The organism is Streptomyces sp. NRRL F-5755, from assembly GCF_001279365.1.
GTDB classification, from domain to species: domain Bacteria; phylum Actinomycetota; class Actinomycetes; order Streptomycetales; family Streptomycetaceae; genus Streptomyces; species Streptomyces rimosus.
In genome coordinates, this window is the sequence record NZ_LGCW01000259.1 from 1 (window position 1) to 24665 (window position 24665).

The 24665-nt window shown below is 68.9% G+C and carries 17 protein-coding genes and 2 pseudogenes; 8 read left to right on the plus strand and 11 right to left on the minus strand.

Annotated elements, in window-relative coordinates; all coding sequences use genetic code 11:
• Positions 1 to 163 (minus strand): annotated as a pseudogene (locus ADK86_RS42430) (dihydroxyacetone kinase subunit DhaK); the annotation flags it as partial.
• 877 nt (positions 164 to 1040) lie between these two features.
• Positions 1041 to 1571 carry a hypothetical protein gene (locus ADK86_RS21010; protein ID WP_159393904.1) on the minus strand — a complete coding sequence of 177 codons (531 nt, stop codon included), beginning with the start codon at positions 1569 to 1571 and terminating at the stop codon, positions 1041 to 1043.
• A gap of 472 nt (positions 1572 to 2043) precedes the next feature.
• Between ADK86_RS21010 and ADK86_RS21015 the strand changes: the two genes are divergently transcribed.
• Positions 2044 to 2877, plus strand: a complete 834-nt coding sequence (locus ADK86_RS21015; RefSeq protein WP_053697955.1) for a hypothetical protein — start codon at positions 2044 to 2046, stop codon at positions 2875 to 2877.
• A gap of 127 nt (positions 2878 to 3004) precedes the next feature.
• Here ADK86_RS21015 and ADK86_RS21020 read toward each other — a convergent pair whose 3' ends face one another.
• The 4 genes from ADK86_RS21020 to ADK86_RS21035 all read right to left on the minus strand — a co-directional run bounded on the left by ADK86_RS21020 (position 3005) and on the right by ADK86_RS21035 (position 8967).
• The gene (locus ADK86_RS21020) at positions 3005 to 4948 is read right to left on the minus strand and encodes a helix-turn-helix domain-containing protein (RefSeq protein ID WP_053697956.1); all 1944 of its coding nucleotides are present in this window, start codon (positions 4946 to 4948) and stop codon (positions 3005 to 3007) included.
• Positions 4949 to 5079: 131 nt separating this feature from the next.
• Positions 5080 to 6480: an MFS transporter gene (locus tag ADK86_RS21025; RefSeq protein WP_053697957.1), complete on the minus strand. Its 1401-nt coding sequence runs from the start codon at positions 6478 to 6480 to the stop codon at positions 5080 to 5082.
• A gap of 61 nt (positions 6481 to 6541) precedes the next feature.
• Positions 6542 to 7354: a 3-hydroxybutyrate dehydrogenase gene (locus ADK86_RS21030; RefSeq protein ID WP_053697958.1), complete on the minus strand. Its 813-nt coding sequence runs from the start codon at positions 7352 to 7354 to the stop codon at positions 6542 to 6544.
• Between the two features lie 182 nt (positions 7355 to 7536).
• The gene (locus tag ADK86_RS21035) at positions 7537 to 8967 is read right to left on the minus strand and encodes a 3-hydroxybutyrate oligomer hydrolase family protein (RefSeq protein ID WP_053697959.1); all 1431 of its coding nucleotides are present in this window, start codon (positions 8965 to 8967) and stop codon (positions 7537 to 7539) included.
• A 607-nt stretch (positions 8968 to 9574) separates the two neighbouring features.
• Between ADK86_RS21035 and ADK86_RS21040 the strand changes: the two genes are divergently transcribed.
• From ADK86_RS21040 to ADK86_RS21060, 5 genes and pseudogenes are all read left to right on the plus strand, one after another.
• Positions 9575 to 10357, plus strand: coding sequence for a CoA transferase subunit A (locus tag ADK86_RS21040; RefSeq protein WP_053697960.1), 783 nt, complete (start codon positions 9575 to 9577; stop codon positions 10355 to 10357).
• Position 10358: 1 nt separating this feature from the next.
• Positions 10359 to 11018: a 3-oxoacid CoA-transferase subunit B gene (locus tag ADK86_RS21045; protein WP_053697961.1), complete on the plus strand. Its 660-nt coding sequence runs from the start codon at positions 10359 to 10361 to the stop codon at positions 11016 to 11018.
• A 314-nt stretch (positions 11019 to 11332) separates the two neighbouring features.
• Complete coding sequence (locus ADK86_RS21050; protein ID WP_234344995.1) at positions 11333 to 12484, plus strand: alpha/beta hydrolase family esterase; 1152 nt, start codon at positions 11333 to 11335, stop codon at positions 12482 to 12484.
• 860 nt (positions 12485 to 13344) lie between these two features.
• A complete protein-coding gene (locus ADK86_RS21055; RefSeq protein ID WP_053697962.1) occupies positions 13345 to 13797 on the plus strand; it encodes an SRPBCC family protein in 453 nt (150 codons plus the stop codon).
• Between the two features lie 1160 nt (positions 13798 to 14957).
• A pseudogene (locus ADK86_RS21060) lies at positions 14958 to 15842 on the plus strand (DUF5655 domain-containing protein); the annotation flags it as partial.
• Between the two features lie 345 nt (positions 15843 to 16187).
• Here ADK86_RS21060 and ADK86_RS21065 read toward each other — a convergent pair.
• The 4 genes from ADK86_RS21065 to ADK86_RS21080 form a co-directional block, all read right to left on the minus strand.
• A complete protein-coding gene (locus ADK86_RS21065) occupies positions 16188 to 17030 on the minus strand; it encodes a carbohydrate ABC transporter permease (protein WP_053697963.1) in 843 nt (280 codons plus the stop codon).
• Positions 17031 to 17033: 3 nt separating this feature from the next.
• Positions 17034 to 18041: a carbohydrate ABC transporter permease gene (locus ADK86_RS21070; protein WP_053697964.1), complete on the minus strand. Its 1008-nt coding sequence runs from the start codon at positions 18039 to 18041 to the stop codon at positions 17034 to 17036.
• 52 nt (positions 18042 to 18093) lie between these two features.
• Positions 18094 to 19434: an ABC transporter substrate-binding protein gene (locus tag ADK86_RS21075; RefSeq protein WP_053697965.1), complete on the minus strand. Its 1341-nt coding sequence runs from the start codon at positions 19432 to 19434 to the stop codon at positions 18094 to 18096.
• 74 nt (positions 19435 to 19508) lie between these two features.
• A complete protein-coding gene (locus ADK86_RS21080; protein ID WP_053697966.1) occupies positions 19509 to 20531 on the minus strand; it encodes a LacI family DNA-binding transcriptional regulator in 1023 nt (340 codons plus the stop codon).
• A gap of 180 nt (positions 20532 to 20711) precedes the next feature.
• Here ADK86_RS21080 and ADK86_RS21085 point away from each other — a divergent pair, with 180 nt between their 5' ends.
• Together ADK86_RS21085 and ADK86_RS21090 are read left to right on the plus strand one after the other, a co-directional pair.
• The gene (locus ADK86_RS21085) at positions 20712 to 22061 is read left to right on the plus strand and encodes a hypothetical protein (protein WP_053697967.1); all 1350 of its coding nucleotides are present in this window, start codon (positions 20712 to 20714) and stop codon (positions 22059 to 22061) included.
• Positions 22062 to 22614: 553 nt separating this feature from the next.
• Positions 22615 to 23484: a hypothetical protein gene (locus ADK86_RS21090; protein WP_053697968.1), complete on the plus strand. Its 870-nt coding sequence runs from the start codon at positions 22615 to 22617 to the stop codon at positions 23482 to 23484.
• 122 nt (positions 23485 to 23606) lie between these two features.
• On the opposite strand, the gene ADK86_RS21095 is transcribed toward ADK86_RS21090, so the two are convergent.
• A complete protein-coding gene (locus ADK86_RS21095) occupies positions 23607 to 24581 on the minus strand; it encodes a helix-turn-helix transcriptional regulator (protein ID WP_053697969.1) in 975 nt (324 codons plus the stop codon).
• Between the last annotated feature and the right edge of the window lie 84 nt (positions 24582 to 24665).

Here is a 24665-nt window from a genome sequence, read left to right on the forward strand (position 1 = left end):
CACTACCACCCCCCGAAACCACCCCCACCTTCCCCTCAACCGGCGCATCCCGCCGCACGATCACCCGGTTCTCCACATCGACCACGAGATCGGGGTGGGCCGCCGCCATGCCGCGGAGCGCGTCGGTCACTACGGATTCGGGGACGTTGATGAGCATTTTCATGCGGGGCTCCTCGGGTGCTCGAAGGAATCGGCGGTGAGCTGCGATGCTGCAGGTCAGAGGTGGTAGGAGGGCTGGTTGGCTCTGGCGGTCCCCGGCGGTTGGCGGCGGTCTCCGTCGGTACTGATGCTGACCTCATGCTGACTTTGCTGACGAGGCGTCAGTTGCTGGATAAGTTACTCAGCGTGACGGCCTCAGGATATGCGGAGGCGCTGGAGGTTGCGCAAGGGGTTAGAGGGCGGAGGGCGTGAGTCCTGTATGCGGCGGCGCCTCGATGGGGGTGGGGGCTGGCGGTTAGCCGACACTTGAGCAAAGTGGGTGTGCGGCAAGTTGAACGTGCCCCCGCGGTGTTTGTCCTCTGTCGCTGCTGGTCGCGCCTTGGGGCCCGGAGGGTACGTCGAACGGATGGGGGGTGGAAGGGCAGGCAGGAGCGCTCTACAAATTGTTTCCTGTGACGCATCATGTGGAGTGTGTTGTCATCCTTGAGAGGGCGACAAAGGGCTCCTGACCTGTGGTTTGTGCGTGCGCATTATGTGCGGTGTGGGCGTTACGGGCGAAATCTTGACGCTGAAATGACGCTCGTTTGGCGCTCGTCCTGATGGGGCGTCAGGTGCGTTGCCGGGCTGGTCAGGCCACGTGATCAGCGGTGTTGGTTGGCGAGGAGATCTTCTTGAAGTCCTCTTCCGGACGGCCGCCACCTGGGCTTTTGTGTGGTGGTGGCAGTCTGGCCAGGGTAAATGGATCTTTCGGGGCCTTTCATTGTGGCTCAGCTTTACGCGGTCGATTCTCCCCAGACGCTCCCCACGGGGACTCCGTTCTCCCCAGGTTCTCCCAGAGAACCTCATCGGTTGACTTCGTTTCCGGCCTGGGACAAGGGCGTTCAGCGACTACGAGCTGTTTCTTTCGTTTGATGAGGCGTCAGCGGTTGCGGCCTCCGGCCCGCCCCCGCTGCGCGCGGCCTCGGCCCGGATACGGTGGTCAGCCACAGGCCCCCGGAAACCGTACGCAGGCTGACCGAGGGGATCCGCTCGTCCCGCTGTCCGTGCGCCGCCCGCAGCCGCTCTTGCTCACGGCTCTTCGCGGCCTCGTGCGCTTGTCGGGCAGCTTTCGTCTCGTGGTGCATCTCCACCGCGGACGTCACGAGCTCGATCAGCGCCTGCTGGCCCTTCCCTTTCTGTGACCCCGCCACCAGGGCGCCCCGGCGGGCACTGCGCGTGATGACGATCTGGTCCACAGGCGTGGGCGGGTCCGGGACCGTCACGCGTGTTCCTTCTCCGGCTTTCAGGCGGTCGAGAAGGGTTTCGAGTCCGGCCAGGTTCGTCGTCAGGCGGACCTTGATGTACTTCCAGCTCCTTCGGGGAGTCAGTGAGGCTTCGGCGACATCGCCGTCGGCGGTGCGGACGAAGGCCACGAAGCGGGCCGCGGCTGACGGCTTTCACTTTTCCCCATGCACCCGAATGTTTCACTGGGATAGGGCTGCCACCAGGCCCCAACGGGCCAACCAGCACTGATTCTGTCGACCGGAGGGCACGAAGCCACGGAAGCGCGAAAGCTCTGTCGCTACCACCCACCTCGCATCCGAGGCTGAACTGGAGGGGCCGAAGCCGGTACGTGGCTGGCAATCACACACGGCGGTGCGGCCATATTTGAGGGGCACCCCGTGTGACCTGCGCATTGAACAGTTTAGTGCGCAGATCACCGCCATCGCTTGCGCGCCAAAGAGTTCAGCCCCCAGGTCAAGCCCATGTGAGCTGAACTCTTGTCTCTTGCCCAACTATCAGCTGTGAACATGGAGTGACGCGTTCCTGCCCGGCGCAGTGACAAGGTGCGTGCCGTTCGGTCCTGGCCGCGCTCACGCGCCCGCCAGAGGGCACTGTGGACCGGTGGACGTACAGGATGTGCTCGCCGCCTTCACGGCGCTCGGGGCGGTTTTCTCGGGGCTGGCGGCCCTCGGCATGGTCGTGGTGGTGCGTTGGCAGACCAAGTTCGGGCGCGGCCTCACCCTGGAGTCGATGAGTTCGCAGGCTGCCGTGGAGCGGGAGTTGCAGCTGGAGGCGCAGCGGCGCGAGGTGTGGACAGCGTTCCTGCGGGCTTCGGACGCGTTCGTCGACGCGGTTTGGCGGCTGAGGGAGGTGGACTCGCGATCCTGGGCGGAAGAACTGCGCGCCAGATACCAGGCACTGATGGAAGCGTGCTCGGAACTACGGCTCCTCGGCCCCGACGTCGTTGTCCGGCACGCGGAGGCGGTATGGGAGCGGTGCGCGTGCATGGAACGGTATGCGGTCAGGCGGGCCGTGGTGCGATCCGCGCTGAACGCCCTGGAGCGACGGTGGTGTCCGGGAAACGCGGAGCGGTGCGAGGAGCGATGCGGGGTCAGTGACGCGCACAACTGCGCCTGGCTGGCGCATGTGATGCTCGAAGGCTGGGGCAACCGGGACGACGACGACCGCCCCGAAGACCTTGACCACCTGGAGTACTTGATCCGGGAGAGTGGCGTCCTTGCAGGCGACAGCGCGGCGGCGGAGAGCGGCGTACTGACGGAGGACGACCTGCACTGGCTCCTGGCCGTCGCCGGCAATCCCGTTTCGTGGGACCTCCTTGCTGCTGAGGACCGCTGGCTGCGTCCTCGCACTGGCTATGACGAGTCCCGCGGGGCGTTCGTCAGCTCAGTACGCACCTTGCTGGTCGGAACCGGCGGGGCGGCCACAGAGTTCTAGGAGAGGTTGGTGACGCGGCTGGCTGGGATGCGGCCGTTGATGCCGGTGTGGGGTCCTGGCACCGGCCGGACCGCCGTCATTGGCTCCTCGCCCGCCGCAGCGTCCGCTGACGGATCCAGAAAATCTCCTACACACCGGGTGGTTCCTTGTGGCTGTTCAGGCGGTGGAGTCGCAGGGCAAGCTGCAGTTCGAGGGCTCTTGTGGGGCTGTTCCAGTCGGGGCCGAGGAGTTGTGCCACGCGGTCCAGCCGCTGCACCACGGTGTTGACGTGCACGTGGAGGGCCTTTTTGGCTTTGGACAGGCTTGCGCCATTGGTGTAGTAGGCGTCGAGGGTGCGGACCAGTTCGGTGCCGCGCTGCTGGTCGTAGGCAAGGACGGGACCGAGGAAGCGGTTCACGAAGCCGTTGATGTCCGACCGGTCGCCGAGCAGGACGCCGAGGAATCCCAGTGCGGCGATGTCCGCGCCGTCTCCGGTGCGGCCGAGTGCGTGCAGGGCGTCGAGGCAGCGGCAGGCTTCGGCGTATGTGCCCGGGAGCTGTTGGGGACCGGTGGCCGGCCCGGCGGATCCCACGGTGACCAGTGCTCCGGCTGCCTGGCCGAGGTCTCGGGCCAGCTGCGCGGCGAGTGGGCCGGGCTCGGATGACGGTATGAGGAGGACGACGTGGCCGTCGCGGGTTCCCGCGAGCCCGCCGAGTGAGCGGGCCCGGCGTACGGCTTCTGCGAGCAACTGCGCACGGGGCTCGTTGTCGGTGTCCAGGGTGAGCACGGCGTAGGGCTGGGAGAGATTGAGGCCGAGCCTGCGGGCACGGATGGTGAGGCTTGCGGGATCGTGGTGCGCGCCGTGCTGTTCGTAGCTGAGCAGATCGTCGAGGAGTTCTCCGCGGACGCGGTCCTCCGCTTCGGCGACGGTGCGGCGCAGCAGCAGCAGGAGGGCGGCGACCAGGGCTGCGCGTTCGAACAGGCGCCGGTCGGCGTCGGCCAGGTCCGCACGTCCGGTCAGGACGATGCTGCCGAGGAGCTGGGATCCGGCCAGTACGGCACACACCCAGGTGCCGTCCACCGGGACGGCATGGCCACCGGTGCGGGAGGCGCTGATGCCCTGGGAGGACGGGGCGAGGGGGTCGGTGCCGGCACGGGCCATCTCGGTGCCGTCCGAGTCGTGGAGGGCGAGGCCGCCGCCGAGCAGGGCGGCGATCTCACGAACCAGATCGTCGACGCTTCCGCCGCGCAGGACCAGGTCGGTGAGCCGGTCGTGGGCGTCGGCGGCGCGGCGCAGGGCCGTGCTGTGGGCACGGGCGGTCTCGTTGGCGGTGTTGAGCTCTACGAGGGCGGAGCGGGTTTCCTCCAGCAGGCGGGCGCTGTCGATGGCTACTGCCGCGTGGTCGGCGAGTGAGGTGAGCAGGGCGATGGCGTCCGGGGGGAAGTCCCGGGTGGTGCGGTCCGCGGCGAAGAGCACGCCGATGACGCGTTTGCCGACACGCAAAGGGACGCCGAGGATGCCGCGCAGTCCTTCTTCCAGGACCGCTTCGTCGATGGGGCGGGTGTGCATGAAGCGGGGGTCGGTGTGGTAATCCGTGCTGGCGTAGGGGCGGGCGGTCTGGGCGACCAGTCCGCCGAGGCCCTCGCCCATGCCGAGCCGCAGTTGCTGGAAGCGGGCGGAGACGGAGCCGTCGGTGACCCGCATGAAGGTGTCTTTGGCGGCAGGGTCGTTGAGGGATAGGTAGGCGACGTCGGTAGAGAGCAGGGTCCTGGCACGGTGGACGATGGCGCGCAGGACCGCGTCGAGGTCGCGCAGTGCGGCGAGGTCACTCGCGGTGTCGAAGAGCGCGGCCAGTTCGGCCTCTCGTTTGCGGTGCTGGTCGAGGGTGCGCCGGATCTCCAGCGCGGCCTGGGCGGCTTCCTCCAGCAGGGAGCGCTCCCCGGGTGAGAGCTGCTCGGTGGAGGGGCCGGCCGACGGGCGGGGGAACTGCTCGGTGGGTGCTCCGGAGGCCAGCATGGTCAGCATCTGCCCGAGGGCCACCATCGCGCTGTGCGCTGCTGCGCGGTAGGTGCGGTCGTTTTCGCCGGCCATGCCGGTCTCCTTCCGGCCGGGGTGGGGGAGTCGGACGCGTGCGGGCTGCAATCTGGTGGGGTGTGGGTACGGCTTACGGGGGCCGGTCGCCCACCGGGTCTCTTGCGGGGCGGCGGGTGGGGAAGGCCGTCTCACACGGTGTCCTCGCCGACGACCGTCGGCAAGGACCGGTGCGCCGGGTGGGGGAAGGCGGCCGCGACGGTGGTGGTGAGGTCCCGGCCGCGGGTTTCCCTGGCAAGGGCGACGGTCACGGTGGTGATGATCGAGGCCAGGCAGAGGTAGAGGGCGACGGGGGTGGCGGAATCGTATTCCTTGAGGAGTTCGACCGCGATGATCGGTGCCAGCGCGCCGGCGACGATGGCGGCGAGCTGGGAGCCCATCGACGCGCCGGAGTAGCGGACCTTGGTGTCGAACAGTTCCGAGATGAAGGCTGCCTGTGGGCCGTACATGGCGCCGTGCAGCAGCAGGCCGGCTGTCACCGCGAGGGTGATCACGGCGAACGACTTGGAGTCGAGCAGGGCGAAGAAGCCGAAGGCCCACAGGGCCATGCCGGCCGAACCGATCAGGGTGACCGGCCGGCGGCCGATGCGGTCGGAGAGCGCGCCCCACAGGGGGATGGTGACGAAGTGGACCGCCGAGGCGATCAGTACGGCGTTCAGCGCGGTGCCCTTGGGCAGTTCGAGGTGGGTGGTGACGTAGACGAGGAGGAAGGCGGTGAGGACGTAGTAGGAGATGTTTTCGCCGAATCGGGTGCCGATGGCGGTGAGGACCTCCTTCCAGCTGCGGCGGAACACCTCGAGCACCGGGGCCTTCTCCTTGATGCCGCGGGCGGCGTCGGCCTGGGCCTCGGCTTGGGCGGCGAGGAAGACGGGGGACTCGGAGACGGAGACACGGATCCACAGGCCCAGCAGGACCAGAACGCCGGACAGGAGGAACGGGATGCGCCATCCCCACGCGGTGAAGGCTTCCTCCGACTGGACGGCGGCGAGGAGCGCGAGGACACCGGTGGCCAGGAGGTTGCCGCCCGGGGCTCCGGCCTGCGGCCATGAGGCCCAGAAGCCCCGCTGCTTGTCGCCGCCGTGCTCGGAGACGATGAGGACCGCGCCGCCCCATTCGCCGCCCAGCGCGAAGCCTTGGACGAGACGGAGCACGGTGAGCAGGATCGGTGCGCCCGCGCCGAGGGTTTCGTAGGTGGGCAGCAGTCCCATGGCGAACGTGGCCCCGCCCATCATGAGCAGGCTGATGACGAGCAGCTTCTTGCGGCCGATCTTGTCGCCGAAGTGCCCGAAGACCACGCCGCCCAGCGGCCTGGCGGCGAATCCGACCGCATAGGTGATGAAGGCGATCAGGGTGCCCACGAGCGGGTCGGCGGCGGGGAAGAAGAGGGTGTTGAACACCAGCGCGGCTGCGGAGCCGTAGAGGAAGAAGTCGTACCACTCGATGGTGGTGCCGATGAGGCTCGCACCGACGATGCGGGCGATCCCGGGGGAGCGGCCTGGAGCGGCTGGGCCGGTGGCCGGTGTCTCGGACATGTGTCACCAGTTTCCTGTGCGGGGTGGGCCGTGTGGAGTGGGAGAAGGGAGGGGCGGGGGCTCAAGTCGCTCCCCAGCCGCCGTCCAGGGGCAGGGAGGCACCGGTGACGGAGCTGGTGTGCGGTCCGCACAGCCACAGGACAGCGGCGGCGACCTCTTCGGCTTCGAGGAGCCGCTTGACCGGGGCGCGGGAGAGCAGGACATCGGAGAGGACGTCGCCGGCGCTGATGCCGTGGGCCGCGGCCTGATCATGGATCTGGCTCTCGACCAGCGGGGTACGGACGTAGCCGGGATTCACGCAGTTGCTGGTCACACCGTGCGGAGCGCCTTCGATGGCGGTGACCTTGCTCAAGCCCTCCAGGGCATGCTTGGCCGTGACGTAGGCGCACTTGTACGCGCTGGCGCGCAGTCCGTGGACGCTGGAGATGTTGATCACCCGGCCCCATCCGCCGGCGTACATGTGCGGCAGCACGCGGCGGATCAGCAGAAACGGCGCGGTGACCATCACCTGCTGCATGAGGGCGAAGCGTTCCGGCGGGAACTGGGCGAGGGGCGCGACGTGCTGGAGCCCGGCGTTGTTGACGAGGATGTCGATGTCCGCGGGCAGTGTGTCGGGCACCGCAGGGTCGGCCAGGTCGGCGATGTGTGCTGTCCCCCCGATGGCGTCGGCGACCGCCGCGGCCTTCTCGGCGTCCAGGTCGACCACGTGGACCTTGGCGCCGGCCGCTGCGAGGGCGGCGGCGCACGCCCAGCCGATGCCGCTGCCGCCGCCGGTCACCAATGCGGTGCGCCCCGAAAGGTCCACGCCTTGCGTGGCCGGGACGGGAGAGGCAGCCTGCCGCGGCGTGTGCGGGGAGGTGAATTCGCTGGTCATGGCCGGAAACAGTAGGGTCACCGCGCCAGCTCGCCTATGGGGATGACCACCACATTGTCCTGCCGGCGGGTGGCGGATTCCTCTGCGTGGGTGCCCGGAGGGGCAGGCTTGTCGCTCCGGCCCGCTTTCCTGGGGATCCACCACGGCCCGTCGTGACATCGCTCGCGGCGGGCCGTGGCATGTCAGCGGCCCAGTGGGCAGGTGGTCAGGAGCGTGGCTGCGTCGGCTGTGGGCGGACGGGGCACGGTGCCACTGGCCGGGGGCAGGTGGGAGTGGTCCAGCCATTCCTCCAGGGCGGTGAAGGCCGAGCGGTGGCAGGGGACGAGCGGCCTGAGCCGGCCGGGGAAGGTGTCCACCAGGGCGTCGGTGTGGGTGCCGTCCTCGACGCGGTAGTAGCGGTGCAGTCCGCCGCGGCCCGCCCGGCGAACCATCCGGGCGTAAACGTCGGAGTCCTGGCTGATGGGGAGCAGGACGTCCAGGGTGCCGTGGATGGTGATCAAGGGCTTGCCGATGCGGCCGGTCAGGGCGATCCGCTGCACGGCCCGGCGGACTTCCGCCGGGCGGGCGGCGTAGTCGTAGTCCGCGTCACAGGCCGCGCTTCCCGGGGTGCAGTACGGGGTGCCTGCCTCCGCCGGTCCGTCGAAGACGGGGTCCATCTCCTCGCGGTAGATGCGCTGGGTGAGGTCCCAGTACACCTTGTGGTGGTACGGCCACAGGAACTCCGATCCCGCCGGGTAGCCGGCCGCGTGCATCGCCCGGCGTGCCTGTTCGGCGGCGGGCCCGTGGGCCGCGTACACCGGGTAGTGGCGCAGCGCGGGCGGCAGGAACGTGAACAGGTTCGGCCCGTCGGCGCGCCACAAGGCGCCCTCCCAGTCCACTCCGCCGTCGTACAGCTCGGGATGGTTCTCCAACTGCCAGCGCACCAGGTAGCCGCCGTTGGACATGCCGGTCGCCAGGGTCCGGGCGGGCGGCCGGTGGTAGCGCTGGGCGACCACCGCACGGGCCGCACGGGTGAGCTGGGTCAGGCGCCGGTTCCACTCGGCGATGGCGTCACCCGGCCGGTCACCGTCACGATAAAAGGCGGGCCCGGTGTTGCCTTTGTCGGTGGCGGCGTAGGCGTAGCCGCGGGAGAGGACCCAGTCGGAGATGGCCCGGTCATTGGCATATTGCTCACGGTTGCCGGGGGCGCCCGCCACGACCAGGCCGCCGTTCCAGCGGTCGGGCAGGCGGAGGACGAACTGGGCGTCGTGGTTCCAGCCGTGGTTGGTGTTGGTGGCCGAGGTGTCGGGAAAGTAGCCGTCGATCTGGATACCGGGCACGCCGACCGGGACGGCGAGGGCTTTGGGGGTAAGTCCTGCCCAGTCGGCAGGGTCGGTGTGGCCGGATTTCACCGTTCCGGCTGTCGTGAGCTCCGCCAGGCAGGATGCCCGCTGGTGTGCGGCTGAGGGGACGATGACGCGCTGCAGACCGGCGCAGTGGCCACCCGGTGCCGAGCCCGCGGTAGTCGGTGCGGCCGCGGCCGCAGGCACAGTGAGGCCCACAGAGGCCAGGGACAGGAGGACCGAAGCGGCGCGCAGGCAAGGGTGCGCCATGGTGGTGAGGTGCGAGAGCATGCAGTACCTCTGGTTCCGAAGGCAGTGACGGGCCGGAGGGTAGGCGGCCACGGTCGGCTTGCGACATGGGTGCGCCCACCACGGTCGCGGCGGTCGAAACGGGTTCCTGCCCCATGCGGAGCGACGGGATGACGCCGGCGTCGCCCGGGGCCTCGGCAGCCTCTGCTTCGGCCAGGTGAGGAGACGGCCATCGCGATGGGCGATCAGCCGATCGGCGGCCATGTGCGAGCGGGTCGGAGTCTCGGAGTCCGGCGGAGTTATCCACTTCGCCCGCGTCGGCACTTTCGGGCCGTCGTACCGGGATGTACAGGACACGGCAACGTACGTGGGCGATCACCATGTCGAGCGCCCGGCCGTGTGGCATGGACACAGCCGGATCGGTGACGAACGGCTCGTCACCTCTCCAGGTTCTCTGCGGCGCTGCGGCGGCAACGTCCATACAGGTACCGGTCGATGTGTGGGGCGCTTCCATGGCAGAGGGCGTTGGCCCCTTCCTAGGGTCGACGCCAATTGGCCGAGTGGACACCGGCCCTGGCAGCGGTCGAAGGCCGTCGAGCCATGCCGCTGGCGACGAGGGCGGTTGGTGTCCCCGACGGAGAGGGACCGGATGGGTCTGGACAAGACGGTCGCGGACGCGGCCGAGGCAGTGGCGGATATCCCCGACGGGGCGTCACTGGCCGTCGGCGGATTCGGGCTGTGCGGCATACCGAGCGCGCTGATCGAAGCCCTGCTGCACCGGACGACCTCAAGGCTGGCGGTCGTGTCCAACAACTGCGGTGTGGACGACTGGGGGCTGGGGCTGCTCCTGCGCGCGGGCCGAATCGCCAGGATGACCAGCTCGTATGTGGGAGAGAACAAGGAGTTCGCCCGGCAGTACCTCAGCGGTGAGCTGGAGGTGGAACTGGTACCGCAGGGCACCCTCGCCGAGCGGCTGCGCGCGGGAGGCGCCGGAATTTCCGCCTTCTACACACCGGCCGGGGCCGGCACCCAGCACGGCGAGGGCGGCCTGCCGTGGCGGTACGGGGCGGAAGGCAGCGTCGCGATCGCCTCACCGCCCAAGGAAACCCGTGTCTTCGATGACCGGGAGTACCTCCTGGAGGAAGCCATCACCACCGACTTCGCACTGGTGCGCGCCGCCATCGGCGACCGCCACGGCAACCTGGTCTTCCGCTCCTCGGCCCGCAACTTCAACCCCCTGGCGGCGATGGCCGGACGTATCACCATCGCGGAGGTCGAGTACCTGGCCGAACCCGGAGAACTCGACCCCGACGAGGTTCACCTGCCCGGCGTGTTCGTCCAGCGCGTGGTCCGTGTCCACCCTGGCGACCCCGCGGCTGAGCGGCGCATCGAACGCCGTACGGTCCGCACCGAGCAGGAAGGCGGCGCCTGACATGGCCCTCACCCGTGAGCGGATGGCTGCCCGGGCCGCCCGGGAACTGGCCGATGGCACCTACGTCAATCTCGGCATCGGCCTGCCCACACTGATCCCCAACCACCTGCCGCCCGGAGTCGAGGTGGTCCTCCAGTCGGAGAACGGCATTCTCGGCGTAGGGCCCTACCCGGCCGAGGACGAGATCGACAGCGACCTGATCAACGCGGGCAAGGAAACCGTGACGACGCTGCCGGGCGCCTCGTTCTTCGACTCCGCGCTGTCCTTCGGCATGATCCGCGGCGGTCACATCGACACCGCCGTCCTCGGCGCCATGCAGGTATCGGCCACGGGCGACCTCGCCAACTGGATGATCCCGGGCAAGATGGTCAAAGGCATGGGCGGCGCCATGGACCTGGTGCACGGAGCCCGACAGGTCATCGTTCTCATGGAACACACAGCCAAGGACGGCACCCCCAAGCTGGTGCCGGAATGCACCCTGCCCCTCACCGGACGAAAGGTGGTCCAGCGCGTCATCACCGACCTCGCCGTCCTCGATGTCACACCCGAGGGCTTTCGGCTCGCGGAACTCGCGCCCGGCGTGACGGCCCGGCAAGTCCAGGCGGCTACGGCAGCCCGGTTGAGCGTGCCTGAGCGGCTCGCTTCGCGGCCAACGGCCTGAGCCGATAACACCACCAGGCCGATGAAGCAACCCTTCGCAGGCCCATCAGGATCCGTGCCGACTGTGGTGCTCTCGGCCATGTCGTAGACACATTCCCGCCCCTACGGTTCCGGACACCGGGCCGCTTCCGTCCCACGCGCCGGAAGCGGTCCCGGCCCCCTCGTATGTCCCCCGAAGGAGCCGCCATGCCGTCACCTTTCATGAAACCCGCAGCACAGCCCCCAAGCGGGCCCACCCGGCGAGCCGCCGGTCCGTCGCAGCCCGAGGCCCGACGCCGGCCCGTCGCGGCACTCACCGTCACAGTGGCCGCCGGAGTGGCCGTTCTCCTGCTCGCCGCGCTGTCCGTCGTAGCCATGTCCAGCCCGGCCCGCGCGGCGGCAACACCTCAAGAAGTGACGGGCTTCGGCTCCAACCCGGGCAACCTGCGCATGTTCCGTTACGTGCCCCCGGGACTGGCCGGCGGACGCCCCGTCGTCGTGGCCATGCACGGCTGCACCCAGAACGCCGCCGCCTATGCGGCCAACACCGGCTGGATGCGGCTGGCCGACACCTACAAGTTCTCCGTGGTCTTCCCGCAGCAGCAGACGACGAACAACATGAACGCGTGCTTCAACTGGTTCGAAGCCGGTGACACCCGGCGGGGCTCCGGAGAAGCGCTCTCGGTCAAGCAGATGGTCGACCGCACGAAACGGGACAACGGCTCGACGAGCGCCTACGTCAGCGGCCTGTCAGCGGGAGGAGGGATGACCTCGGCCATGCTGGCGGCCTACCCCGACGTCTTCTCGGGCGGCGGGATCATCGCCGGGCTGCCCTACGGCTGCGCCAACTCGGTGGCCTCCGCCTTCACCTGCATGAGCCCCGGCGTCAACAAGAGCCCCAAGGAATGGGGAGACAAAGTCAGGGCGGCCTTCCCGTCGTATTCCGGGCCACGCCCGAAGGTCTCGATCTGGCAGGGCACCGCGGACTCGACCGTGAAACCCGTGAACGCCACCGAGCTCATGGAGCAGTTCACCAACGCCAACGGCACCGATCAGGCACCGGACACCACCGACACGGTCGGAGGCTACCCCCACCGGGTCTACGGCGGCACCGTGGAGACCTACCAGGTCACCGGCATGGGGCACGGCCAGCCCGTCGACCCCGGCACAGGTCCGGCCCAGTGCGGTACCCCAGCCCCCTACATCCTGGACATGAACATCTGCTCCGCCTACCACCTCGTCCGCTTCTGGGGCATCGACGACAGTGCCCCGCCCACACCGACCGGCACGAGCACGCCGACGCCGAGCAGCACACCCCCGCCCTACTCCGACACCGTCATCGGCACCGCGACCGACCACTACGTGGCCCGGCGCATCACCGCGGCCGAGTACACCAAGCTGGGTGCCGCCCACGGCTACAACACCTCCGTCCCCCTTTACCAGTGCACGGCAGGGTGGACCGACAAGGCCGACTGCTCGCCCCTCTGACCCGCGAGGACGAAAAGCCGCGGCAGGGTATGCCGCCCGGGGGAACGCCTCCCGGGCGGCATACCCCGTTCGCCGGCCCGGTCGGGCCGAACGGCCCGGTCGCCCGTGGAAGGCCCGGTGGCGACGACGGTGCAGGGACGGGCGCTGGGGTGGCGGGCCGTCCCGCTTTGCCGAACGGAAGGCGCCCCCCCCGGCGCCCGGTGATCTTGAACCCGAGATGCTCGGCTCGTTGGTGATCACTGATGTGCCGCTTCGCCGGACAGCGCGCGTAGGTGGTAGATCGCCGACGCGCCATCGGGATCCCCATCGGGATCAGTGCGCTTTGGCGTCATCGCGGCCCACGCTCGTTGAACGTGCAGTCCTGCTCCTTGGCCCATGCCCGGACCGCTGCTGTATCCCTGCCGACGCCGATCCCCTCTGGAGACGGCGCGAGCCCGCTGCGCCCTTGTCGCGGCTGACCCGCCGAGAAGGGACTGGTCGCCACCGGCAGCCGGTCGTAGCTGTCGGGGCCGAGGCCGGTCTCATGCGCCACGCACAGGCGAGGGTAGGGGCGGACATATCCTGGGCCTCTTCCCCGGGAAGCCGTCTATGGCCGGGCGGGGATCTGTGAACTGCCCGGCGGTGCAGCCCCGGCATCGCCACATCCCCGGCCGCAGCCCAGTTGGACCTGGCGATGCCCGAAATATGCACCTCGACGAGACGGCAGTCTCCAAGGGCGGTGGCACAAGAAAATGCGTGTGTGTTACACCTAAATGAGGGCTGTGTACCTGCCGGGCCTCGCCCGGATGCCGCACTGCCCGGCGCTGAAGGCCCGCGCGGCTCATAACGTGAGAAGCTCCGGGGCAGAAAGGAACAGCGCTATGGGTGAGTTCGTGAACACCGTCAACATCGATATCGAACGGGGTGCGCGCACCATCTACGACTACGTCGCCACCCCGAGGAACTGGAAGGGCACTCACCCGGTGACCTACGACGTCGGCGGGGACGTGTCCGCTCCGGCCGCGGCCGGAGCTGCCTGGCAGGAGTTCGTCCGCAGCAAGGCGTACGACAAGACCCTCAACTGGCGCTGCACCAAGGCGGTACCGGCGAAGCAGTGGACGATCGAGTCCGCCGACCCCTTCGAGCCCTACCCCTGCGAGATCACGTACACCTTCGAGGAACTGGGACCGGAGCGGACAACCTTCACCCGCACCCTGCGGGTTCCCTTCGCCGGGGAGGAGAACCCAATTTCGGCGGAGCACATCGAGCAGGTGGAGCGGGACTCGCCGGAATACCTGAAGAAAGTCAAGAACCTGATGGAACAGGGCCGGTGAAGCCGGGCAGGGGGAGACTCTCCGGCTCGGAGCCGGGCCCGGCGAACGCCCCCGTGGAGGCGGCAGCACTACCAGGTGCGCTCCGCACGGCCCTCGGGCCGTCAGCGGTAGCCGAGGCGACGAACGGCCGGACCCGCAGGGGCACCGCCGAAGGAAGAGGCCGCCGATTCACCTACGGTCGCGGTGAGGGCGAAGACTTTGACGTGGGTGGTGGACCGGGGCTCGACCGGGACGGGCGAGGTGATCGGTGGCCGGGCTGAAACGGCACCGTTCGCCGCGCTCGCCGGATCCGCAGGGCATCGGGGGGCCCGGCGTGACGGACCGCAGGAACTACGGCAGCCCGCCGGTCCGGCAGTCCGCTGCGAGGACGCCCATGCGCACCTACCGGCCTCACCGCTCCACTGCCGACCCGTATCTTCCGGCACGGTCTGCGCGGCTCTTCGCCAGTGCCGCGCCGTTCTCCGACTCCTGGCTACGGACACAACCGTAGCCACGGAACGCGGGGGTGACTACCGCGGCGACAGCAGATTCCTTTACGCCGGCGGGTGATGGCTCTGGTGTTCGCCGGACCCGGAAGACGGGTGAGGTTAGGTTCTTCCGGGACTGGACGCGTTTTCCTGCGGGCATACGCAGTCCTCATAGCGGCACAACCGACACGGATGGGGCGCACGGGCATGAGCGACACGAAGGCACCCGGTACGTCGGCTCCGGTGACGGCCGTGGTGGAGGGCAGCACTCTGGCAAGCGTCCGCGATGCCCGCCGGACCGCGCAGACCTTCGCCGGGCAGTTCGCCCCCGTGCCCGATTCGGCCCCGCCCGCTATCACGCACCAACTTGTTAAGACGATTCATGCCCGCATGAGATCAGCCTGCACTGACAGTGCCTTCCCGCCGTCTTGCCCGAAACGGCTAAGTGCTTAGAAGGCACCCGATCCATCAATCTGTACATGGCGTCTGACCTGGGCAAACGCGCTCATGCCGAGCTGTCCTCCGGGGCGTGGGGGACGTATGGGGGAACGGCAGGCTCTCGATGTCTGGGGGACACGAGGGTTCCGAGTAGCTTCGGCCAGGCTCTCACATCATCTTCACCGATTCGCGGCCCTCTGCGGAAACAATCGTGCCCCTCGCAGGCGTTGCAGTCCCGGAGTCGAGGGAGGGAAGGTGTCGGGTCTGAAGCCGTTCCACACGATGAACGGCAACGTGGCTGAGGTCGTGCCGCGTCTTGCCGAGGTCGAGGCGGATGTGCAGCATCTCATCGAGGCGCACATGGAGACGATGCTGGGCGTGCGGTTTCTGGCGAGCGAGTACGGCACCGGTCCGGTGCACGGCGGACGGATCGACTCGCTGGGCCTGGACGAGAACGATGCGCCGGTGGTCGTCGAGTACAAGCGCGGCACGGATGCGGGTGTGATCAACCAGGGCCTGTTCTATCTGGCGTGGCTGATGGACCACCGTGCCGAGTTCGGGCATCTGGTCCGCGAGCGTCTGGGGGCGGCAGCCGCGTCCCGGGTGCGGTGGAGTGCGCCGCGGCTGATCTGTGCGGCGGGCGACTTCACCCGCTACGACGTGCACGCCGTGCGCGAGCACCGGCGCAGCATCGACCTGGTGCGCTACCGCTTCTATGGCGAGCAGCTCGTCGGTCTGGAGACGGTGGCCTCCGTCACCGGGCAGACGGCGGCATCCGGGACGGCCCGTCGCCGGCGCGCGGCTGACACGACGCGCGGGCACCTGTCGCAGGGGGCGATGGCGGAGCTGGCCGCCGCGGTCGATGAGACGCCGCTGGGCCTGGGGCCGGACATCACCAGGGCCGAGAACCGCCTCTACCGGGCGTACCGGCGGCTGCGGAACTTCGCCTGCGTGTGCCCGCCGCAGAAGAGCAAGCTGCTCGTCTACCTCAAGGCCGATCCGAAGGAGGCCGGCCTGGTGCCCGGCTTCACCCGGGATGTGACGGGGCTGGGCCATCACGGCACCGGCGACCTGGAGGTCCGGCTGCGCTCGGAGCGGGATCTGGAGCGGGCCCGGGATCTCGCGTTATACGGGGCCGCTGCGGGAGGCGTGTCAGCGGCCGGGGCGGCGGACGAGCCCCAGCTTGGGATCCAGACGCGCGTGCGGCGCAGCAGCGCCGCGTCTCCAGCGGCGCCAGGGCCCAGGACCCCCGGCCCGGAGGTTCGCGGCACTCCGCGGCGACAGCCGCCGAGAATCGTGTACGCAGCCAACCTTTGATGTGCATCACGTTAGACAGCGGTGCGGTGCGTCAGCCGGGCGATGGTGCACATGTCGATCCGGACCCGGGCCGCTGCCCCCGTACGCGCGCACTGGGACGCGGCTCGATATCACCCGGAGTGACCGGACGTGGAGACTCATCTCGACCATTCCGGTCGGCGAACGCGTTCAGCCCTTGACGGCGGAGCTGGCGACGCCCTGGACGAACCAGCGTTGGAAGAAGGCGAAGACCACCAGGACGGGCAGGACCAGGAGGACGCCGAAGGCGAGGATCTGGCCCCAGTCCGGGGGCTGCTGGCCCTGGAAGACGCTCATCTCCAGCGGCAGCGGGCGGACCGACGGATCGGAGACCATCAGCACCGGCCACAGGAACGAGCCCCACTGGATGAGGAAGGTCAGGATCGCCACGGAGGCGAAGGCGGGCTTCGACATGGGGACGATGATCGCGAAGAAGGTGCGCCAGGGGCCTGCGCCGTCGATCCGGGCCGCTTCTTCGATGCTCGGGGGGATCGAGCGGAAGAGCGTGTGGAACTGGTAGACGGAGAAGGCGTTGGCGATGAACGGGAGCGCCAGGATGGGGAGGGTGTTGCGCTGGTCGTTGAACATGTAGAAGAGCGGCACGGCCACCGACTCGAACGGGACCAGCATCAGCAGCAGGATGAGTGTGAAGACGGCTTCCCGGCCGCGCCACTTCAGCCGTGACAGCCCGTACGCGGCGAGCGAGTTGACGAACAGGCCCCCCGTCACCACCACGAACGCCAGCAGCAGCGAGACACCTATGAAGCGCCGGAAGTAGCCGGTGCTGTCGGAGTTGAGGCTGCTCAGGACGGTGGAGTAGTTGTCGAAGGACAGATGGGTCGGGAGGAAACCGGACAGGCCGTTGAGGACCTCGTCGGACGGCTTGAGGCTGCCCAGGAACAGATAGAGCACGGGCAGCACGAAGATGAAGGCCAGCACGCTGAGTACGGCGTAGTCCATGAAGCGGCGCAGGGGCGTACGGGTGGTGCCCATGGGTCAGTCCTCGTTTCCGGGCCGGACGACGCGGCGCTGGATGAGCGTCAGGACGACGACGATCAGGAAGAAGACGACGGTGATCGCGGACGCCTGGCCGATGTTGTTCTGGTCGAAGGCGGTGGTGACGGCCTGGTACATCACGGTGCGGGTGGCTTCCTCGTCGAGGCCGCCACCGCGGACGAGGACGTAGACCTGGTCGAAGACCCGGAAGGAGAGCACCGAGGTGAGCATGGCGACGAAGACGAGTGTGCCGCGGATGCCGGGCAGGGTGACGTGGCGGAACTGCTGCCAGCGACTGGCGCGGTCGAGCTGGGCGGCTTCGTAGAGCTCGCCCGGGATCTGCTGGAGGCCGGCGAGGAGGATGACCATCTGGAAGCCGACGCCCTGCCAGATGGACAGCACGATGATCGAGGCCATTGCGGTGGCGCCGTCACCGAGCCAGTCGAAGGCGCCCCAGTCGCCGAAACTTACCGCGTTCAGTGCGGAGTTGAGCATGCCCTGGTCGCTGCGGGCGAGGATGAGCCGCCAGATCACGGCGACCAGCGCCATCGGGAAGACGACCGGCATGAAGAAGAAGGACCGGAACAGACTGATGGCCTTGAGCTTGCGGTTGAGCAGGATCGCCAGGGCCAGCGCCAAGGCCGTCTGCACCGGTACGACGACCGCGGCGAAGGTCAGGTTGTTCAGCAGTGCCCGTAGGAAGGGGCCTGACATGTCCGGGTCGGTGAACAGCCGCCGGTACTGCTCCAGGCCGAAGAAGGAGGGCGCCAGCGGGGAGCCGAGGCGGACGTTGTAGAAGGAGAGCACCACGGCGTAGCCGAAGGGCACACCGACGAAGACGATGAGCCCGACGACGGCCGGGGCGGACATGAGCAGTCCGTGCAGCCAGTCGCGGTTCTTGCGGCCCGGCCGCGCTGATCGCGTCGACCGCGCGGGCTTCACGGAGGTCGCGGAGGGGGCCTGCTCCGGGCCGGGCGGCGCGGCGTGCGCGGGTTCCACGGATATCACGGGAGGGTCCTGTTCCCGGCGGGGCGGGCGCGGCTGCCCCGGCCGATGGGTCCTACGGGATCTGGTAGTCGGCGTTGTCGGAGAAGTCCTGGTCGATGGCGCGGGCGGCTTTCTTCAGGGCGCTCTTGGGGTCGGCGCCGCCATAGATGGAGTTCAGGGCCTCGCTGAACTTCGACGTGATCACGGGGTAGCCGGCGGTCACCGGGCGGGTGACGGCGACGCAGGACTTGGTGATGTCGATGTCGCCGCAGGGCTTGGAGAGCTGGTCGGCGAAGAGCTGGAGCGGGCCGCCCTGCTTGTAGAGGGGGCTCTTGGCGAGCGCGGTCTTGGTGGCGGGCACCGCCCCGTTGGCGGTCGTCATAGCGGTGACGTTGGTGTCGTCCAGGAGGGTGTTCAGGAACGTGCCGGCGGCCTTGGCGTTCTTGGTGCCGGCGCCGATGCCCCAGGCCCAGGAGCCCTGGCCGGTCTTGGGGCCGTTGCCGAAGTCGGGCAGCGGAAGGACGACGAGGTCGTCGCCGAGGGCCTCGCTGTAGGCGGGGTACATCCAGTGGCCGACCCAGCTCAGGGCGACGTGGCCCTTGGCGAAGGCGTTGCCGTCGGTGTTGGGGTCGACGTAGGTCTTCCAGGACTGGAAGGTCTTCATGGCCGAGACCACGGCCGGGGTGTCGAGGGCGCCTTCCGCCTTGCCGTCCTTGATCAGGGAGCCGCCGGCGGACCAGACGATCGGGGCGAAGCCGTAGGTGCCCCACTCGTTGGCGTAACCGCCGGTCTCCTGGAGGTCGAGGGGCTTGCCGTCGGAGTCCTTGGCCTTCAGTGCCGTGAGCGCGGCGGTGAACTCCTCGGCGGTCCAGTCGTCGGCCAGGCGGGTCGGGTACTTCACCCCGGCCGCATCCAGCAGCTTCTTGTTGCCGTAGATCCCGAGCCCGGAGTCGAACATGCCCAGGCCGTAGTGCTTGCCGTCGATCTCGCCCTGCACCTTGCTCGCGTCGGTGGCGTTGGACATGGTCTCGGCGGAGACGTACGGGTCAATCGGGGCGAGCTTCTTGTTGTAGACGAAGTTCGCCATGGTCGGACCGTCGAGCTCCATCACGTCCGGCAGCTTGGCGGCGTCGGTGGCCGTAATGGTCTTGGTGTAGTCGGCCTCGGGGATCAGTTTCAGCTCGACCTTGATCTTGTCCTGCGAGGAGTTGAAGGACCTCACCGCGCTCTGCAGCGCGCTGGCCTCGCTCTTCTGACCCTGGTGGGCCCAGACACTGATGGTGCCCTTGCCGCTTCCGGCCTCGGCGGAGGTGTCGGTACCGCCGCCCGAACCGCAGGCGGCCAGCGCCACCAGGGGGACCATGGCCAGGCCCGTACAGGCGGTGCGGCGGTACCTTCTGCTGGTTGAGCTCATGGCTGCGCCTCCGTGCTGGTGAGGGTTCGAGGTGCTGTCGTGCTTCCGGGCGTGGAGGTGTGGGGCTCAGGGAGTCATTGCGGGCCGCGCGGGCGCGGCGGGGCGGTGGTCTCGCGCAGGACGAGGCGGATGGGCATCTGCACCTGCGCGGCGCGTGGTTCGGCGTCGGGTTCGTCCATCTGGCGCAGCAGCAGCCGGGCGGCCTCGGCGCCCTGCTCGGCGACCGGCTGGGCGACGGTGGTCAGGCCGACCACGTCGGCGAGTTCGTGGTCGTCGAAGCCGACGACCGACACGTCCTCCGGCACCTTCAGCCGGTGCCTGCGCAGGGCGCGCAGGGCGCCCATCGCCATCTCGTCGGACTGCGCGAACACGGCGGTCGGCGGCCGGGCAGCGGCCAGCAGTTCGGTCATCGCCCGCTCGCCGCCCTCGACGGTATAGTCACCGTCCGCCTCCAGGGCCGCATCGTGCTCGATCCCGGCGTCGGCCAGGACGCCGAGGTAGGCGTTGCGGCGCTCGATGGGCGTGGTCCAGTGCAGCGGCCCGCTGACCCCGCTGATCATGCCGATCCGGCGGTGACCGAGGTTCACCAGATGCCGTACGGCGCTCTCGGTGCCGGCCCGGTCGTCGATGCCGACCGCGGTGAAGCCGGGCCGGGTGCCGCCGACCGTGGTGGCCAGCGGCACTCCCAGTGAGCGCAGCGCCGCCGACTCCTCCTCGTCAGGAATGAGGAGCGTCAGCACCGCGTCCACCCGCTTGCGGACCGGCAGCCTGGTGAAGAAGCGCTTGCGGGTCTCCGACGAACCCAGGTTGTACAGCAGCACGTCGTACCCGGCGGCACTGAACACCTTCTCGGCAGCGTCCAGTACGGTGCCGAAGAACCAGCGGCCCACGTACGGGACCAGCACACCAACGGTGTAGGTGCGGCCACTGGCCAGGCTGGAGGCCGAGCGGGACGCGGTGTAGCCGAGTTGCGCGGCGAGGGCCGCGATCCGGTCCCGGACCTCCTCCGACACCCCCGGTCGGCCGCGAAGCGCGCGGGACACGGTGGACGCCGAGACTCCGGCGGCGCGAGCGACATCGGTGATGCTGGCCGTCACAGCGGACTCCTCCCCTTGATTTCACGTCGGTGTGATCTGTGGGTGACGTGACCGTAAACCCGCACACCTTGTTGCGCAAGCGTTTGCGTTCATATCTACTTGGGCTGGTCCTTGGGAGACCCTTCTGTTATCAAGCGTCAGCGCACGCGTTTGGGCGCTGCGGAGCGACAGGAACTGTGCATGCGATACGCCCCGCCCGGCCTCTGTGTGAACGACTTCGCCCTCCTGCGCGACGAGGACGGCACGTATGCGGTGCTGCACCTGCAGGGGCCCTGGACACCGGAGTTCGACCATCTGCGGATGGAGACCTCCTATGGCCGGGCCACCTCCACCGACCTGGTCCACTGGCAGCCCCAGGGCACCGCCTTCGGCAACGGCCTGCCCGGCCGGTTCGACCAGCAGGCCGTGTGGACCATGCACCCCTTCCGGCACGCCGGCGCAATGGCGATGTTCTACACAGGCGTCTCCGGTCTCACACCGGGCGGCTGGCCACTCCAGTCGGTCGGACTGGCGTACTCCGACCGCACCGACGGCACAGCCTGGCGCCGCCATGGCATCGGGCCGGTCGTCGAAGCGGACCCACGCTGGTACCGCACCGAGGAACGCATGGGCTGGCGCGACCCGTTCGTCGTACGTGACGACGAGTCGGACGGCTGGATCATGGTCATCTGCGCCAGCGATGCCTCCCTCCCGGTGGAGGTCAGCGGCTGCGTCGCGCTGGCCACCTCCGACGACCTGGAACTCTGGACCGTCCACCCGCCGCTCATCTCACCCGGCGACGTCGACGAGCTGGAGTGCCCGGTCCTGGAACGCCTCGACGACGGCAGCTGGCTGCTGCTCGGCTCGATCGGCGCCACCCGGGGTTTCGAGGCGTGGACCGCCCCCCGCCTCAGGGGCCCCTGGACCCGCCGTGGCCCGCTCGGCCCGACCGGCGCCTATGCTCCGCGCGTGATCGCCGCGCCCGACGGCTCCCGCGTCGTACTGCACACCACGCCCCGCCGCGTCGGCCTCAGTGACACCGGTGCCGGCTGCCGCGGCATGCTCGCCCAGCCGAAGTCACTTGTTGTGGAGGGCGGTTCGGCTCCCCGCCTGGAATGGTGGCCCGGCCTGAACGCCTGGCTCGGCGAGGAGACCGACCGCCCCACCCTGCACGCGGTCGGCGACATCGGCATCACCGGGCCGGTTGAGATCACCCTGCGCACCGACACACCCAACGGCGGCCGTCCCGCCCTCACCGTGGGCTGCGACGGCAAGAACCTCTGGGTCACCGGCCCCGATGGAACCCGACTCGGCGAAACCGTCCTGACCGGCCCCGCCGCCACCCTGCGCATCCTCACCATCGGCGAATACGTCGAGGTTTACGCCGACGGCGTGTTCGCCCTGACCACCCTGTGCTACTCCGGGCACCCCGCCCCGTGGACGGCCGCCGCACAAGGACGCCAACGCACGATTCCGGTCCGCCCGATCCGGCTGCCCGACCCGCACCGCGACGACGCCTCGGCCATCTGGCCCGGTCCCTCAACTCCCTGATGGGCGAGAGCCCGCCCCAAGTCAGTTCGGCCTGGACCCACTTCATCGTGATCGGGTCCATGGCATCGAGGGCACCATCTCCCAGGCCGTCCGCGCCCGCCTCCGGCCAGGCTCGTGAGTTGATTCGCCAACGGTGTCGCGAACTACTGGGACCCCCAGTGCGACTGACCTGCGGAAACGCCCAGTTTCAAGGCGTTGATGAGCAGCCACTGTGTGGGTTACTCAGCGTGACGGCTTCAGGATATGCGGGGGTGCTGAAGGCGGCGCAAGGGCTGGGGCGATGGGGATGTCCGTCCCACATTCTCGTGGTCACCACCCCGGAAACTCGTGGCCGAAGGTTTTTGCGCCAACGGTCACCTTGGCCGGCTCTCCGGGGCCCCACAATCTTCCAGGTATTTCGTTGACGGTCACTGCCGCGCTCCGTTGAATTGCCGCACAGTCGAGGCGATGAATCGACGCCGGAGATATTTGCGACAGTGCGGTCGGCTATCGGCCGTCGCGGGACAGAAAGAGCGCCAACGATGAGACACCGTATCGGTATGAAGGACGCGTCATGACCTCTGTGAAGAAGCCGGAAGGGCGCGCCTCTGTGTGGCGTGTGCTGGCCACCTCTGTGGCGTTGGTTTCCGTCGCGGGCGTCACGCTTGTGGGGGTCAGCGGCTCCGCGCAGGCGATGCGGAACAGTGACGGCAAGGTCGAGATCCACCAGGTGGACCTGGACACCGGCAGGAAGACGCCCGGCGTGGTGTATCGCGGGGAGCCGATCGTCCAAGGGTCCACCCGCGATCCGAACGAAGTGTTCCGTGATGGTTTCACCTCCAGGGGGACGAACTACGACCTGCCGCGTCATCTGCACGGGGGCACCCAGCACCAGGAATCCGGCTATATCAGCACCAGCTCCGACCCCGAGACGGCGCAGACGTTCGCCCTGCAGCCGACGGGCAACATCCGTACCAACGACGACGGGTCGAAGACGGAGGTGTACGAAGGGTGGGTGTATGACATCCGCGGTCAGGGCAACATGATTTATCTCCCGGACCAGATCACCCCGGGCTCCGCCCTCGACCATTTCCGCAGCCAGGACGAATGGGCGGCGATCCGGCACATCAACGCCGAGGACATCGTCCAGGCGACCCGTTACCGGCAGGAGATCACGACCGACGCCACCGGGCAGCGCCGCCGCGGCGCGATCGAGCAGCGCGGTCACCTGGTGAATCCCAACGCCAATGCGAACGGGAACGGTTACGACCCGGACGGTGACGCGAAGGCGAAGTGGAACGCCCAGGTGAAGGTCGGACTGACCGCGCCGAATTCGCCTCGGAACCTGTGCGCGAGCGCGAGCGGTGGAAGCAAGAACACCACGCATGACGCGGCCGAGCTGAAGAAGCGGTCGATCAAGTGCGAGGACCTGTTTCCGAAGTAGGGCCGGCTGAATGCAGGGGATCCGGTGATCACGGACCTGACCGTGCCTCCGGCCGGCACGATGTGCGAGGACGAGGCACCACCGAAGCCGAAGCCGTCTGGTGATGAGAGGGCTTCTCTCCCTCAGGCTGGATCTTCGTAGCGCTTCGCCATCGCGGCGGCGCGGTCCCGCAGGGATATCCGCAACGACTGCGGGGCCAGCGCTTCCGCGTCCGTGCCGAGCTGCCACAGCGCCCATTCGGCGTGTCGTGTGTCCTGGAAGGTCACCTCCAGCCGGAGCCGGCCGTCCGCGTCGGGTTCTTCCGCGCGGACGGCCAGTGCGGTGTCCAGCAGCTCTTCCCGCCGCGCCGGGTTCAGCCGTACCAGCACGGTGATGTGGTCGCTGCCGGAGAGGAACCGCGCGGAGCGTTCCCGCCAGATCCGGTCCAGGTCGACCTGGGGCGGCCGCTGTGCCGCTTCGGGGAGTTCTTCGGCGGCCAGCACCCGCGACAGCCGGTAGGTGCGGTCGGCGCCGGCTCTGGTGGCCAGCAGGTAGACCCGGCCGCGTACGGTGACGAGGCCGATCGGGTCCACCGTGCGCCACCGCGGGGCCTGATCCGTTGCGGCGTAGTGGATGCGCAGCCGGTGTCCGGCGAGTACCGCGCGCCGTACCTCGATCATGGTGGTGCCGAGCACCTCGTCGCCGCCCAGACGGCGGGAGAGCAGGTCGGTCTCCGGGTCGACGAGAAAGCGCCGGGCCGCGTCGCTCGCGGTGGCCCGGTGGGGTTCGGGCAGCGCGTCGACCACCTTGCGCATGGCCGAGGCGAGCGCCGAGCCGAGGCCGAAGACCTGGTCGCCGCGCCCCGATCCGGCGGTCAGCAGGGCCAGGGCCTCGTCGTGATTCAGCCCCGTGAGCTCGGTACGGAAGCCGGGCAGCAGCGCGAAACCGCCCTGCCGGCCGCGTTCGGCGTAGACCGGGACGCCCGCCGCCGACAGTGCCTCGATGTCGCGCAGCACGGTGCGGGTGGAAACCCCCAGCTCACGGGCCAGTGTGGTCGAGGTGAGCTGTCCTCGCCGGCGCAGGAGCAGCACCAGCGAGACCAATCGGTCGGCGCGCATACGGAGAGTTCTACAGGAATACATGACCAAGGGTGTCGTGATTGGCGGGGAGGCTTGTCCTGACGACGTCGCGGAAGGTGGCCA